We start from the raw sequence: 14,603 nt of genomic DNA on the forward strand, positions 1-14,603 counted from the left end.
TTTCTTTAAAACGATGTCCTGTGTAGTCAATGAGAGAAAAGGAGAGTCCTGTGTCGCGTAGACGCGTCGTGGTCACCGGTATGGGTATGCTGTCGCCATTGGGTACGGATGTGCCGAGCAGTTGGCAGGGCATTCTGGCTGGTCGCAGTGGCATTAACCTTATCGAACACACAGACCTTTCGGCTTACACGACCCGCTTTGGCGGTTCGATCAAGGGCTTCAACGTCGAAGAGTATCTGGCGCCCAAAGAGGCTCGCAGGCTCGATCTATTCATTCAGTACGGTCTTGCTGCCAGCTTTCAGGCTGTGCGTAATTCCGGCCTGGAAGTCACCGATGCAAACCGTGAACGCATTGGCGTTGCCATGGGTTCTGGAATCGGTGGCCTGACCAATATCGAAAACAACAGCCGTTCTCTGCACGAGCAGGGGCCGGGGCGTATTTCGCCGTTTTTCGTGCCGGGTTCCATCATCAACATGATTTCCGGTTTCCTGTCGATCCATCTGGGTGCACAGGGACCTAACTATGCCATTGCGACTGCCTGCACCACGGGCACGCATTGCATTGGCATGGCTGCACGCAACATTGCCTACGGCGAAGCCGATGTGATGATTGCGGGTGGCGCTGAAATGGCGGCCTGTGGGCTGGGCATGGGCGGCTTTGGTGCTTCCCGCGCGCTGTCGACCCGCAATGACGATCCAACCCGCGCCAGCCGTCCCTGGGACAAAGGCCGTGACGGTTTCGTCCTGTCCGACGGTTCCGGTGCGCTGGTGCTTGAAGAGCTTGAGCATGCCAAGGCGCGTGGCGCGACTATTTATGCCGAGCTGATCGGCTTTGGCATGAGCGGCGATGCATACCACATGACTTCGCCGCCAGACGACGGCGCCGGTGCTGCCCGTTGCATCCGCAACGCGCTGAACGACGCCAAGGTCAACCCTGAGCAGGTTCAGTACATCAATGCCCACGGCACCTCGACCATGGCGGGCGACCTTGCCGAAGCCAATGCGATCAAGAGTGTGTTTGGCGATCACGCCTACAAGCTGGCGGTCAGCTCCACCAAATCCATGACCGGTCACTTATTGGGCGCGGCCGGTGCTGTCGAGGCCATCTTCAGTGTGCTGGCGATCAACGGTCAGGTGGCACCGCCGACCATCAACCTGGACGAGCCGGGTGAAGGTTGTGATCTGGACTTCGTGCCGCACGAGGCACGTAGCATGCCCATCGACGTGGTGGTCTCCAACTCCTTTGGTTTTGGTGGAACCAACGGCTCACTGGTGTTCCGCCGGTTCGCCGAGTGATGCCAGGCTGGGTCGATGGACGTCCAGCCGACACGCTTTCTGTCAAAAATAGAGGGCTGGCTTATGGCGATGGGCTGTTTGAGACCATCGCGGTAAGGGCAGGGCAGCCATCGCTGCTGGATCAGCACATGCAGCGCTTGCAACGAGGCTGTGATCGTCTGGGCATTGCTGCTGATCTGGTTTTGATTCGTGACGAGCTGCTGGCCTTTGCCCGGCAACTCGACGAAGGGGTCATGAAACTGATCCTTACCCGTGGCGACAGCCAGCGTGGCTATGCCCCTGATACCCATTCTCACCCTGTAAGAATTCTTCAAGGTAGCCCGCTGCCTGCCTATCCCTCTGCTCATGCGGAGCAGGGCATTTACTTGTTCCCCTGTGTCACACGTCTGGCCGAGCAGCGCTTGCTGGCAGGTTTGAAGCATTTGAATCGTCTCGAACAAGTGCTTGCCCGTTCGGAATGGCAGGGCTCCGAGTTTGCCGAAGGGCTGATGCGTGATCTTTCCGGTCGTGTTATTGAAGGGGTTTACAGCAATCTGTTTATGGTCCGCGATGACGTGTTGCTCACGGCTGACCTGAGTCGCAGCGGCGTCGCGGGTGTCATGCGCGGTGCGTTGCTGGAGCAGGCTCCGGAGCTTGGCATTCACGTCGAAGTTCGTGATCTGCATATGGCTGATCTGGAACATGCTGACGAAGTATTTGTCTGCAACAGTGTCTATGGCGTCTGGCCGGTGCGAGGCTTCGAACAGCTGAGCTGGTCGGTTGGACCGCTCACCCGTAAACTGCAGCGCAAAGCTCTTGCCCTTCTGGATATCGCTTAGTGATTCGAAAATTTTTGCTGTTGCTGGAAACGGGCCTGGTCCTGGCAGGTTTGGCGTTGGGTTATGCCTACTGGCAGCAGAACGAGGCCCTGCATCAACCCTTGAACGTCACCCAGGAACAGATGCTCGACGTTCCTGCCGGTTCGACGCCGGGTGGTTTGCTCAATCGTCTACAAACCGACGGTGTGATCAAGGACGCATTCTGGCTAAGGCTGTACTGGCGCTTCAACCTCTCGGGTGAAGCCCTGCACAGCGGCGAATACCGCATGACGCCGGGCATGAACGCGCAGTCCTTGCTGGGTCTGTGGCAGCGCGGTGAAGTCGTCCAATACAGCCTGACGCTGGTCGAGGGCTGGAATTTCCGTCAGGTGCGTGCAGCACTCGGCAAGCAGCCCAAGCTTGAGCAAACACTGGTTAATCTCAGCGACGCTGAGCTGATGACTAAAATCGGTCATCCGGATGTTTTTCCCGAGGGCCGGTTCTTCCCTGACACTTACCGCTACGTCCGCGGCATGACTGACGCTGAAATTCTCAAACAGGCCTACAAGCGTCTCGACGACGTGTTGGAAGAGGAATGGGCCAAGCGTGCAGCAGATGTGCCGTATACCGATGCTTATCAAGCGCTGATCATGGCGTCCCTGGTTGAAAAGGAGACTGGTGTCCCGCAGGAGCGTGGCCAGATCGCCGGCGTTTTTGTCCGCCGGCTTGCCTTGGGCATGTTGCTGCAGACGGACCCGACAGTCATCTATGGTCTGGGCGAGCGCTACAACGGCAAGTTGACCCGCGCTCACCTGAAAGAGCCCACGCCTTACAACACCTACGTCATCTCCGGTTTGCCACCTACGCCCATTTCTTTGGTCGGCCGTGAAGCGATTCACGCTGCCCTCAACCCGGTGCCGGGGCGCAGCCTTTATTTCGTCGCCCGGGGCGATGGCAGTCACGTATTTTCCGATGACCTGGACGCGCACAACGCCGCGGTTCGCGAGTTTCAGCTCAAGCGTCGTGCTGACTACCGATCGAGTCCGGCCCCGGCCGCAGTTCCAGTAGTCCCCGCGACTCCTGCGGAGCCCGTCCCGGCGGTCGAGCCCAATCCGGCGGCGACTGATGAAGCGAAAGCAGAACAAGACACCGCGCCGAGCGAGCAAAAATCACAATGAATTTTATTGAGTACACCCTGTGACCGGCCTGTTTATCACCCTCGAGGGCCCGGAAGGTGCCGGTAAAAGCACCAACCGTGAATACCTTGCAGCGCAACTGCGCTCTGAAGGCATCGACGTATTGCTGACTCGTGAGCCGGGCGGTACGCCGCTGGCTGAGCGCATTCGTGAACTGTTGCTGGCACCCAGCGACGAAGCCATGCATGCCGATACCGAGTTGCTGTTGGTGTTTGCTGCTCGTGCGCAACATCTGGCTGAAGTGATTCGTCCGGCACTGGCGCGTGGCGCGGTTGTCCTGTGTGATCGTTTCACGGATGCAACTTACGCCTATCAAGGTGGTGGTCGTGGCTTGTCCCACGAGCGGATCGCTGCGTTGGAGAATTTCGTACAGGGCGATTTGCGCCCGGACCTGACTCTGGTGTTCGATTTGCCGGTAGAAGTGGGTCTGGCGCGGGCCACTGCGCGGGGGCGGCTGGATCGTTTCGAGCAGGAAGGCAGGACCTTTTTCGACGCGGTGCGCAGTACGTATCTGAATCGCGCCAAAGCCGAGCCGGGACGTTATCGTCTGGTGGATGCGGCGCAATCCCTGCCTGACGTGCAGCGTTCTCTCGACGCATTATTGCCTGAATTGTTGAGTCTGCACCGTGGCTGAAGCTTATCCCTGGCAGGAGCAGCTCTGGCAGCAATTGGCGGGTCGTGCTCAACACGCCCACGCTTATTTGCTGCATGGGCCTATTGGCATTGGCAAGCGAGCACTGGCTGAGCGGTTGATGGGCAGTCTGCTGTGCCAGCGACCGGAAGGTCTGGAAGCGTGCGGTCAGTGCAAATCCTGTCTGTTGCTGGCGGCGGGAAGTCACCCGGACAATTACGTGCTGGAGCCGGAAGAGGCGGACAAGGCGATCAAGGTCGATCAGGTCCGCGATCTGGTGAGTTTTGTGGTGCAGACGGCACAAATGGGTGGCCGCAAAGTGGTGTTGATCGAGCCGGTCGAGTCGATGAACATCAATGCCGCCAACGCTTTGTTGAAAAGCCTTGAAGAGCCTTCGGGCAACACCGTTTTGCTGCTGGTCAGTCATCAACCCAGCCGACTGTTGCCGACGGTCAAAAGCCGTTGCGTGCAACAGGCCTGCCCGCTGCCCAGTGAGGAGATGAGTCTCACATGGCTTGCCAAGGCATTGCCTGAGAGCAGCGAGGAGGAGCGGAGCGAGTTGCTGACCCTCGCCGCCGGTTCGCCGCTTGCCGCTGTCAGCCTTCAGACCCAGGGCGTGCGCGAGCAGCGTGCTCAGGTGGTGGATGGCGTAAAGAAGCTGCTCAAGCAGCAACAATCGCCAACCCAACTGGCTGAAGGCTGGAAAGATATCCCGCTGCTGTTGCTGTTTGACTGGTTCTGCGACTGGTCGCACCTGATTCTGCGTTATCAACTGACCGGGGACGAACAAGGCCTGGGTTTGGAGGATATGCGCAAAGTAGTGCAGTATCTGGCGCAGAAGTCCGCGCAGGGCAAGGTGCTCGAGATTCAGGACTGGATTCTGGCCCAGCGTCAGAAAGTCATGTCCAAGGCCAACCTGAACAGGGTATTACTGCTTGAGGCCTTGCTGGTTCAATGGTCGGGGCTGATCAGTCAGCGCTAGCGTTTAGTCGTCAGACGGAAATGCATTTAAATTCAGTTGGTTATGTTTTTTGATAGGAGTTGTCATGAGCCTGCCGCCGAGTTCCGGTCCACGAAATGGCATTTTGTCTCTGACTATCAAGGACAAGTCCGTTCTCTACGCGGCCTACATGCCCTTTATCAGAAATGGCGGACTGTTCATCCCCACCAGTAAAAGCTACAAGCTCGGGGATGAAGTGTTCATGTTGTTGAACCTGATGGATGAACCGGAAAAAATTCCGGTGGCGGGCAAAGTAGCCTGGATCACCCCCAAGGGCGCGCAAGGTAATCGCGCGGCTGGCGTCGGCGTGCAATTCAATGACGGCGACACGACCGCCCGTACCATGATCGAAACCTATCTGGCCGGTGCTTTGAAGTCCGACCGTCCCACTCACACGATGTAGTTGCCTATTTCCATGCTTGTAGATTCCCATTGCCACCTTGACCGCCTGGACCTTGCCGAGCATTCCGGATCACTGGATGCTGCCCTTGAGGCTGCACGTGGCCGGGGTGTCGGACACTTTCTGTGCATCGGCGTCAGCGCCGAAAACGCCGGAGCAGTGAAGGCGCTTGCCGAGCAATACGATGATGTTGATTGCTCAGTGGGTATCCATCCACTGGACCTGACACCAGGCGAAACGCCAGCGCTGGACTGGCTGCTCAAAGAGCTGGATCACCCACGGGTGGTGGCGATTGGCGAAACGGGTCTGGACTACCATTACGAGCCCGAAGCGGCGGAGTTGCAGCAGGCGTCGTTTCGACTGCATCTGCAAGCCGCGAACATCACCGGCAAGCCGGTCATCGTTCACACTCGCGGCGCGCGGGTCGACACCTTGAGCCTGCTGCGCGAGGCTGCATTGCCTCAGGGCGGGGTGCTGCACTGTTTCACCGAAGACTGGGACATGGCCAAGGCGGCGCTGGATCTTGGTTTTTACATATCCCTGTCTGGCATCGTCACCTTCCGCAACGCCGATGCGCTGCGTGACGTGGCGCGTCAGGTGCCAGCGGATCGGTTGTTGGTGGAAACGGATTCTCCTTACCTCGCGCCAATCCCATACCGGGGCAAACCCAACCTGCCTCAGTACGTGCGTGAAGTGGCCGAATTTCTGGCCATGTTGCGCGGTGAGTCTTACGAGCAGTTTGCGGAAATGACGACTGCCAACTTTGCCCGACTGTTCCCCTTGGCGCATCTGAAGGCTTGACGAATCGCAGGCAAAAAAAACCCGGGTTCTGGGGGGTGAATCCGGGTTAAGACCATTAGGAGTAAAACAAAGGTGCGCTATCCATCTGCACCTTTATTGGCGCGTCACTTGGGGGAGATGTCGCGCCAACGTACTAAGTATTGGTCATGCTCGCCTGGCGTCCAGTCGCTTCTGTACGTTTTTTAAACAGATTTGGAATAGCGCCGCGGTTGTTGAGTCCGTTTTATCTATGATTTACGGCCACACCTCTGGAATGCTGCCTGGGACCGAGATCGCATTGCCTGTTGGAGCGAGGCTTGCCCGCGAATCAGTTGGTGCGGTGTGTCAGATGACCCGCGTCATCGTTCTTCGCGGGCAAGCCTCGCTCCAAAAGGGGGAGCGTGGTTTTCATGTGGGAGCCGAGCTTGCTCGCGATGAGACCAACACCATTCTTTCCCCGAAGTGAGTTCCCGGATTGTCCGACACTCTCCCGTCAAAACCCGCACTTCACGCATTTAACGCACCATGGTCGGATGATCCGTGCAATTTCGCGCGGGTTAGGCATAATGCAGAGCTTCGATTTTGAGCCGTGCAGACCTTCTTAATATGCAAAAAGAACCTCGTAAGGTCCGTGAGTTTCGCCGCCGTGAGCAGGAAATCCTCGACACGGCGCTTAAGTTATTTCTCGATGAAGGCGAAGACAGCGTTACTGTCGAGATGATTGCGGACGCCGTCGGTATTGGCAAAGGCACCATCTACAAGCACTTCAAATCCAAGGCGGAAATCTATTTGCGCCTGATGCTCGACTACGAGCGTGATCTGAACGAGTTACTGCATTCAGCGGATCTGGAAAAGGACAAGGAGTCGCTTTCCCGCGCCTACTTCGAATTCCGCATGCGTGATCCACAGCGTTATCGCCTGTTTGATCGTCTGGAAGAGAAGGTCGTCAAAGGCAATCAGGTGCCAGAACTGGTCGAGGAACTGCACAAGATCCGCGCCTCGAACTTCGAACACCTGACGCTGCTGATAAAAGGGCGGATCAATGAAGGCAAGCTCGAAGACGTCCCGCCGTATTTCCACTACTGCGCTGCCTGGGCTCTGGTGCATGGCGCGGTTGCGCTCTACCACTCGCCGTTTTGGAGCAATGTGCTTGAAGATCAGGAAGGCTTTTTTCAATTCCTGATGGATATCGGTGTGCGCATGGGCAACAAGCGCAAGCGCGATACAGATGTAATTGCCGATCCCAAGGCAGATTCCACAGATCAGTAACCGGGCTGCTCCAAGGCTCTGTTTCAGGCGTGCTGTACATTAAAAGCCGCATTATTCAGCTTCCATGCGCGCTCTGGCTCGGAAGCTGCATCAGACGACCATTCGCCGGTTTTCCGTCACCGGCATTTGGGAGGGGAATAATGCGTAGCCTGGTTCTGTTACTGGCGCTGTTGGCGTTGAGTGGTTGCATGAGTGTCAGCGATCTGGCCCAGGGCACCAAGGATCAACTGAGTGATGCCGGGATTCTCGACCACGGCGAAACCCGTCGTATCGGCAATTGGCGCATACAGGCTGACTCGTTCATCTATATCGCTCAAGGCGCGTTCGTACCGCCTAATTCCAGTCCCCATCCCAAGCAGAACGTAGTGGCTGAAGAAGCCTTTAACGGCTTCATTGAATATTTCCCGATGGTTCGTCGCGCCCGTACGCCATTGGGGCTGGATGAGGCAATGACCGAAGCCCGTGGTTTCGGGGCGCATTACTTGCTCTACACTCGTTTTGCCAAGGCTGACGATCGGATCGGCAATACGGATGAGTGGTCCGACCAGGAAGCGCTGGATAGGCTCGGTATTGATAACGGCGTGATCCAGTTGATGCTGATTGAAACCAGCACTCGCTACCTGATCGACACCGCCCGTATTCGTATTCGTGGCGGATTGCTGACGTTCTACGACAATAAACCAGAAGACCTGCTCGGCCCGCCGCTTGAGGAATATGCTCGCAGCCTGTTGGGTCTGAGTCGCTAAGGAGAAAAAATGACCGGTCCGGGCAAGGCCAATGATCTGTTCGCGCAGATCCCCAAGAGCAAAGGATTACCACCCGTGCATCTGTGGAATCCGGATTTCTGCGGCGATATCGACATGCGTATCGCGCGGGATGGCACCTGGTACTACCTGGGTACGCCAATTGGCCGCAAACCCATGGTCCGGTTGTTTTCCACGATCATGCGTCGCGATGGCGATGATTACTTCCTGATTACTCCCGTGGAGAAGGTCCGGATTCGCGTCGATGACGCACCGTTCGTGGCGGTCAGTCTGGTGGTGGAGGGCGAGGGCGAGCAGCAGATTTTGCGCTTCTCGACCAATGTCGAGGACGATACCGAAGCTGGCCCGGATCACCCCTTACGCGTGATAGTCGATCCCCGGACTGAAGAGCCGGCCCCCTATATCCATGTGCGGGCCAACCTTGAAGCATTGATTCATCGCAACGTGTTCTACCAGTTGGTGGAGCTGGCCGTTTCCCGCGACATTGATGGTCAGCGCTGGCTGGGCGTCTGGAGTCACGGAGAGTTCTTTCCCATAGGCCTTGAGCCTTAAATCAATAAGTTGCCGCTCAATTGCTTGCTTTGTACTCGGCGGTTAAAGTGCCGCTCCCCGTTTTACCTGAGGTTTTTGCATGAATCAGTCCTTTGATATTGCCGTTATCGGCGCCACCGGTACTGTCGGCGAAACCATCGTCCAGATTCTCGAAGAGCGTAACTTCCCGGTTGCGCAGTTGCATTTGCTGGCCAGTATCGAGTCGGCAGGTCATTCCGTGCCGTTCAGGGGCAAAAATGTGCGCGTGCGCGAAGTCGACGAGTTCGATTTCAGCAAGGCGCAGGTTGCGTTCTTTGCAGCGGGTCCGGCGATTACCCGCAGCTATGCTGCCCGTGCGACCGCCGCCGGATGTTCGGTTATTGACCTGTCTGGTGGATTGTCCCCAGAGGAAGCGCCGAACGTCGTTCCCGAAATCAATGGCGCTTTGATCGAGTCGTACGGCAAACCGTTTCAGGTGGGCAGCCCAAGTTCTTCCGGTGCAGCGTTGGCGCTGACACTGGCACCTTTGCTGGCGGTGCTGGACATTCAGCGAATCAGCGTCACGGCTTGTCTGGCGGTATCGAGCCAAGGGCGTGAAGGCGTCGCTGAACTGGCGCGTCAGACGACAGAGTTACTCAATGTTCGTCCGCTGGAGCCGCGCTTTTTTGATCGGCAAATGGCCTTTAACCTGCTGGCCCAAGTGGGTACGCCAGATGCAGAAGGGCATGTACCGCTGGAAAAACGTCTGGTCGCGGAGTTGCGAGAGTTGCTGGCTCTGCCTTTACTGAAGGTTTCTGCGGCAACCGTGCAGGCACCGTTGTTTTTTGGCGACAGCTTCACGGTTTCGTTAGTGACGGCGGCACCTGTGAATCTCGGAGCGGTCAACAAGGCACTGGAGTCTGCGGCTGGAATCGAGTTGGTCGAAGCTGGTGATTACCCGACTGCGGTCGGCGATGCTGTAGGGCAGGACGTTGTTTATGTAGGACGCGTCCGGAGTGGGATCGATGATCCTTGTGAGTTAAATCTGTGGGTCACGTCGGACAATGTACGCAAAGGTGCAGCTCTCAACGCTGTGCAGCTCGCTGAATTGTTGATAAAAGACTATGTGTAAAAGATACTTGGCGGCAATTTGAAGAATCATTCTAGCCAGGCGTGTCCTCCAAGCTCCTGAGATGAGTACTTTTTACCTCTCGGATGCCGAGGAATTTTTTAACAAGGGATGGGCTATGGTTCAGGTTCGCAAACTGGTTTTAGCAATTGCTGCGGCTTCCGCGCTGTCATCTGGAATGGCGCATGCGCTGGGGCTTGGGGAATTGTCGGTCAAGTCGACCCTGAACCAGCCGTTGGTAGCCGAAATCGAACTGACGGAAGCGCAGGGGCTGAACGCCTCGCAAGTGGTGCCAAGTCTGGCAACCACCGCCGATTTCGCTCAGGCCGGTGTCACTCGGCAGGCGTTTCTCAACGACCTTACGTTTACCCCGGTGATCAACGCCAGCGGCAAGAGTGTCTTGCGTATTACCTCCAGCAGGCCGGTACGCGAACCCTTTGTGAAATTCCTCGTTCAAGTGTTGTGGCCAAACGGCCGCTTGCTGCGCGAGTACAGCCTGCTGCTTGATCCGCCTAAATATTCCCCGGAAGCGGCAGCCGCTGCTGCAGCGGCCGCGCCAGCTCCAGCTGCTGCGACCCAGTTGCCTTCTACGGCACCGGCTGCCGAGCAACCGGCTGCCCCGGCGCCAACGCCAGCCGCAGAGACGCCGGCCGCTCCAGCGCCAGTCGCGGACAGCAGTGCCAGGCAGGCTTCGTACACCACCAGCAATAACGACACGTTGTGGGAAATTGCCGAGAAAAATCGCAATGGCGGCACCGTGCAACAGACGATGCTGGCGATTCAGGCGCTGAACCCGGACGCATTCATTGGCGGCAATATCAACCGACTTAAGAAAGGTCAGGTATTGCGTTTGCCGACGCCTTCGCAGTCAACGACCTTGCCTCAGCCTCAAGCAATCACCGAAGTGGCTGCGCAGAATCAGGCGTGGCGTCAGGGGCGTAGAACGCCTTCCGGCACGCGTCAGGTTGATGCAACCCGTCGCGATCGTGCCGGTGAGGCACCTTCCCGGGTGGAAGCGGGCGATAACCTGAGTCTGGTATCTGCAGGTTCAAATACTGCGGGCAAAGGCTCTGCAGGCGAAAAAGAATTAAGCAACAAGCTGGCCGTGGCTCAGGAAAATCTGGACACCGCACGTCGTGATAACGCGGAGCTCAAGAGCCGCATGAACGACCTGCAAAGCCAGCTGGACAAGATGCAGCGTCTGATTCAGCTGAAAAGCGATCAATTGGCCAAGATGCAGGCTGCCGGAGGCGTAGTTCCGCCTGCGACGCCGGGTGCGACGCCTGATGCCGCAGCGGCCGCAAAACCTGCTGACTCGGCCATGCCCGCCACAGTGGTTGGCGCGCCGGGTACGCCTGAGGCTGCTGCCAAACCGCCAGGTGAGATTGCCCCGGAAGATGCGCTACCGGCTGGTGCCGCTCAGGTCACCGCGCCTGGTGCAGATCAGCCGTTGGCCGTTGAGCCGGTAGTCGCGCCGGAGTCCGACGCGGATAACGCCTTCAAACAGTTGCTCAATAATCCGATTGTGCTTGGCATCATCGGCGGCGCTGTAGTGCTGTTCCTGCTTCTGTTGATGCTGTTCCTGGCCCGTCGTCGCAATGCCAAGGCCGAGGCCGAGAAGCACAAGCGCATGGCGCGTGCTCTGGCTGAAGAGTCTGACTTTGTGTCCGACATGGATATGGACGTGCCGCAAGCCAGTTTCGAAGGGTTGGGCGTTGCTTCGCCTAACGTGGCAATGACGCCACCGCCTGCTGCTGGCGGTCCGAAAGAGCGTCCGGCTGATCCGCTGGTTCAGGCTGAAATCCATATCGCTTACGGCCGTATGAATCAGGCGGTCGAACTTCTGGAAGAGGCTGTTAAAGAAGATCCTGCTCGTGATGATATCCGTCTGAAGCTGATGGAAATCTACGCCGAGCAGGGCAACACCAAAGCTTTCGCCGCGCACGAGCGCAAAGTGGTGGCACGGGGAAAGCATGAAGCTGAGGTCGAGCAGCTAAAGAGTCGTTACCCGACCATGGTTACCGCAGCTGTTGTGGCTGCGGCGGCAACAGCGACGGCAGCAGCAGTGGCAGCCGAGCTGGATGCGAAATACGTTGAGGAGCTGCTGCTCGATGAAGAAGAGCAGCAGCAGCCTGTCGCTGAGGTACAGCCAGAGCCAGAGCTGGCTTCAGAGCCGGAACTGGAACCTGAGCCAGTCGTCGCAGCGTCAGTCCCTGAAGCTGAAGTTCCGGCTGCTGAGGTTGATGACTTCGAGCAGGATTTCGATCTGAGCCTTGACGATCTGGAACAGGCTTCGCCGGAGCACGTGGTCGATCTGACCGCGCCGGCAGAGGTGAGCGATTTCGAGCTGGATGCACCAACACCTGAGCCTGAGCCGCAGGAGCCGAGCTTTGAGTCGCTCCTGAAGCAGCAGACTGAAGCGCCCGTGGTCAGCACGCCTGACGACCTGGACGATTTCGATCTGGATCTGGCGGAAGACGAACCCGGGCTGACCACGGAAGATGATTTCTTGCTCAGCCTCGACGAAGAGCCGTTGGACCTGGGTGAGCCTGCTCCTGTAGTGGCAGCCGAACCTGAACCTGAGCTGGAGCACGATCTGGACTTGCCGGATGACTTCGACCTGTCACTGTCTGACGAAATCGAGTCTGATCCTGCCGCCCAGGCATTCGCTTCCGAGATTGAGGACGTCAACGCCGAACTGGAGCGTTTGTCGCAGAATCTTGAGCACCCGCCGATGGCAGAGCCTTTCGAGACGCCTAGCTTCACCGCGGATGACATGGCGTCGATGGATGATGAGCCGGAGTTCGATTTCCTGTCCGGCACCGACGAAGCCGCCACCAAGCTCGATCTGGCACGCGCCTACATCGAAATGGGTGACAGCGACGGCGCTCGCGATATCCTCGATGAAGTGGTGTCCGAGGGTAATGACGGTCAGAAAACCGAAGCGCGGGATATGCTCTCTCGTCTGGTCTGATTCATTACCGCTGTGCTGCAACGGCCGCTTATGCGGCCGTTTGCATTTATAGCGTCGGGCACATGGCGTCTTTTTTCGACGGCCCTATAATGGCCGCCATTTTGCAATCCGACAGGCTTTTACCTCTTGGCGAACATAGATAACCCGGCAGCCGAAATGGCCGCTGAAGGCTTTTCCCGAATTGCGCTCGGGGTCGAATACAAAGGCTCGCGTTATTCCGGTTGGCAGCGTCAGGCATCCGGCGTGCTGACGGTTCAGGAAACCCTCGAAAACGCACTGTCAAAAGTCGCCGATTCACCCGTCTCGTTGATGTGCGCCGGACGAACCGATGCCGGTGTGCATGCGTGCGGGCAGGTCGTGCATTTCGATACGCAGGCCCAGCGCTCGATGAAGGCCTGGGTGATGGGCGCCAACATCAATTTGCCCCATGACATCAGTGTCAGCTGGGCCAAGGTCATGCCAGCAGATTTTCACGCGCGCTTCAAAGCCATCGCGCGCCGTTATCGCTACGTCATCTACAACGACCAGATTCGTCCGGCGCACCTGAATCAGGAAATCACCTGGAACCATCGCCCGCTGGATGTCGAGCGGATGGCGCAGGCAGCGCAGTACCTGGTCGGGACTCATGATTTCAGTGCTTTCCGTGCCGGGCAGTGTCAGGCCAAGTCGCCGGTCAAACAGCTGCATCATCTGCGGGTGACACAGCACGGCAAGATGATTGTCATCGATGTACGCGCCAATGCGTTTCTGCACCACATGGTGCGCAATATCGCTGGCGTGCTGATGACCATCGGTGCAGGAGAGCGGCCGGTTGAGTGGGCGAGCGAGGTGCTGGAAAGCAAGGTCCGTCGAACGGGCGGGGTAACCGCGCACCCGTTCGGGCTTTATCTGGTACAGGTGGAGTATCGCGACGAGTTTCCGCTGCCTGAGCGTTATATCGGGCCGCACTTTCTTACGGGCTTCTCGGAACTTGACGGCTGACGCCTGTAACAGCATTTGTTAACATCCGGGCCTTTCCCGAAAGGCTTGAGGTTTTCTTTACATGTCAGCCGTTCGCAGCAAGATCTGCGGGATTACCCGCATAGAAGATGCATTGGCTGCCGTCGAGGCGGGTGCCGATGCCATCGGCTTCGTGTTTTACGCCAAAAGCCCAAGGGCAGTGAGCGTTCAACAAGCGCGGGCAATCATTGCCGCCTTGCCGCCGTTTATCAGTACGGTGGGTTTGTTCGTCAATGCCAGCCGTTGTGAGCTCAACGAAACTCTGGATGCTGTGCCGCTGGATATGCTGCAGTTCCACGGAGATGAGACGCCTGAGGAGTGCGATGGCTATCATCGTCCGTTCATCAAGGCATTGCGGGTGCAGGCCGGTGACGATATCGCTGCCAGTTGCCGTTTGTACTCCAGGGCCAGCGGTATCCTGCTCGACACATATGTCGCAGGCGTTCCAGGCGGTACGGGTGAAACCTTTGACTGGGCGCTGATCCCGAACAGTCTTGAAAAGCCGATTATCCTGGCCGGCGGTTTGACCTCTGCCAACGTGGCTCAGGCCATTACCCAGGTTCGGCCTTACGCGGTAGACGTCAGCGGCGGTGTTGAGAAGAGCAAGGGCATCAAGGATCATGACAAGATTCGTGCGTTCATGAGCGCAGTGCACGGCTGCTGATGGCGGTTCGATGTGACGGGTTTTCGTCGGCCACCGTCCATAATCCTGTCTGTGCGACAGGCAGGCAGTCCCGGATAAGCGGGCAGATTTTTTACGGGTGAGGTTCGAATGCCTCGCCACGGTTGTTGAATCGCGATTGAAGCTGTGCGGCTGGCACGCCACGATATTTGGCAGCCACCGACAAGCTGCTTCAAT

General features: G+C 57.7%; 14 protein-coding genes. All 14 read left to right on the forward strand.

What is annotated here, in order from left to right; translation table 11 throughout:
* The first annotated feature begins 50 nt into the window (after positions 1–50).
* Positions 51–1,295, forward strand: a complete 1,245-nt coding sequence (fabF, locus tag AO242_RS16835; protein ID WP_027901084.1) for a beta-ketoacyl-ACP synthase II — start codon at positions 51–53, stop codon at positions 1,293–1,295.
* Complete coding sequence (pabC, locus tag AO242_RS16840) at positions 1,295–2,113, forward strand: aminodeoxychorismate lyase (protein WP_099269620.1); 819 nt, start codon at positions 1,295–1,297, stop codon at positions 2,111–2,113. The genes fabF and pabC overlap by 1 nt, the downstream gene beginning before the upstream one ends.
* A complete protein-coding gene (gene mltG, locus AO242_RS16845) occupies positions 2,113–3,270 on the forward strand; it encodes an endolytic transglycosylase MltG (protein ID WP_099269621.1) in 1,158 nt (385 codons plus the stop codon). Before pabC ends, mltG begins: the two co-directional genes overlap by 1 nt.
* Before the next feature lie 19 nt (positions 3,271–3,289).
* Positions 3,290–3,922: a dTMP kinase gene (gene tmk, locus AO242_RS16850; RefSeq protein WP_099269622.1), complete on the forward strand. Its 633-nt coding sequence runs from the start codon at positions 3,290–3,292 to the stop codon at positions 3,920–3,922.
* Complete coding sequence (locus tag AO242_RS16855) at positions 3,915–4,901, forward strand: DNA polymerase III subunit delta' (protein WP_099269623.1); 987 nt, start codon at positions 3,915–3,917, stop codon at positions 4,899–4,901. Before tmk ends, AO242_RS16855 begins: the two co-directional genes overlap by 8 nt.
* A 64-nt stretch (positions 4,902–4,965) precedes the next feature.
* On the forward strand, positions 4,966–5,322 hold the full coding sequence (locus AO242_RS16860) for a PilZ domain-containing protein (RefSeq protein ID WP_027901089.1): 357 nt from the start codon (positions 4,966–4,968) through the stop codon (positions 5,320–5,322).
* 12 nt (positions 5,323–5,334) lie between these two features.
* Entirely contained in the window at positions 5,335–6,120 is a 786-nt protein-coding gene (locus AO242_RS16865; RefSeq protein ID WP_099269624.1) for a TatD family hydrolase, read from the forward strand.
* 585 nt (positions 6,121–6,705) lie between these two features.
* Entirely contained in the window at positions 6,706–7,368 is a 663-nt protein-coding gene (locus tag AO242_RS16875; protein WP_099269625.1) for a TetR/AcrR family transcriptional regulator, read from the forward strand.
* A 140-nt stretch (positions 7,369–7,508) separates the two neighbouring features.
* A complete protein-coding gene (locus AO242_RS16880; RefSeq protein WP_099269626.1) occupies positions 7,509–8,114 on the forward strand; it encodes a DUF4823 domain-containing protein in 606 nt (201 codons plus the stop codon).
* 9 nt (positions 8,115–8,123) lie between these two features.
* Positions 8,124–8,684 (forward strand): DUF1285 domain-containing protein, encoded by a 561-nt coding sequence (locus tag AO242_RS16885; RefSeq protein ID WP_099269627.1) that lies wholly within the window; start codon positions 8,124–8,126, stop codon positions 8,682–8,684.
* Positions 8,685–8,763: 79 nt separating this feature from the next.
* Positions 8,764–9,774 carry an aspartate-semialdehyde dehydrogenase gene (locus AO242_RS16890; RefSeq protein ID WP_099269628.1) on the forward strand — a complete coding sequence of 337 codons (1,011 nt, stop codon included), beginning with the start codon at positions 8,764–8,766 and terminating at the stop codon, positions 9,772–9,774.
* A 115-nt stretch (positions 9,775–9,889) separates the two neighbouring features.
* The gene (locus tag AO242_RS16895) at positions 9,890–12,745 is read left to right on the forward strand and encodes a FimV/HubP family polar landmark protein (protein WP_099269629.1); all 2,856 of its coding nucleotides are present in this window, start codon (positions 9,890–9,892) and stop codon (positions 12,743–12,745) included.
* Between the two features lie 156 nt (positions 12,746–12,901).
* A complete protein-coding gene (gene truA, locus AO242_RS16900) occupies positions 12,902–13,726 on the forward strand; it encodes a tRNA pseudouridine(38-40) synthase TruA (RefSeq protein ID WP_099269630.1) in 825 nt (274 codons plus the stop codon).
* A 61-nt stretch (positions 13,727–13,787) separates the two neighbouring features.
* Complete coding sequence (locus tag AO242_RS16905; RefSeq protein ID WP_099269631.1) at positions 13,788–14,408, forward strand: phosphoribosylanthranilate isomerase; 621 nt, start codon at positions 13,788–13,790, stop codon at positions 14,406–14,408.
* The last annotated feature ends 195 nt before the right edge of the window (positions 14,409–14,603 follow it).

Source organism: Pseudomonas sp. ICMP 561 (assembly GCF_002699985.1).
Lineage (GTDB): Bacteria > Pseudomonadota > Gammaproteobacteria > Pseudomonadales > Pseudomonadaceae > Aquipseudomonas > Aquipseudomonas quasicaspiana.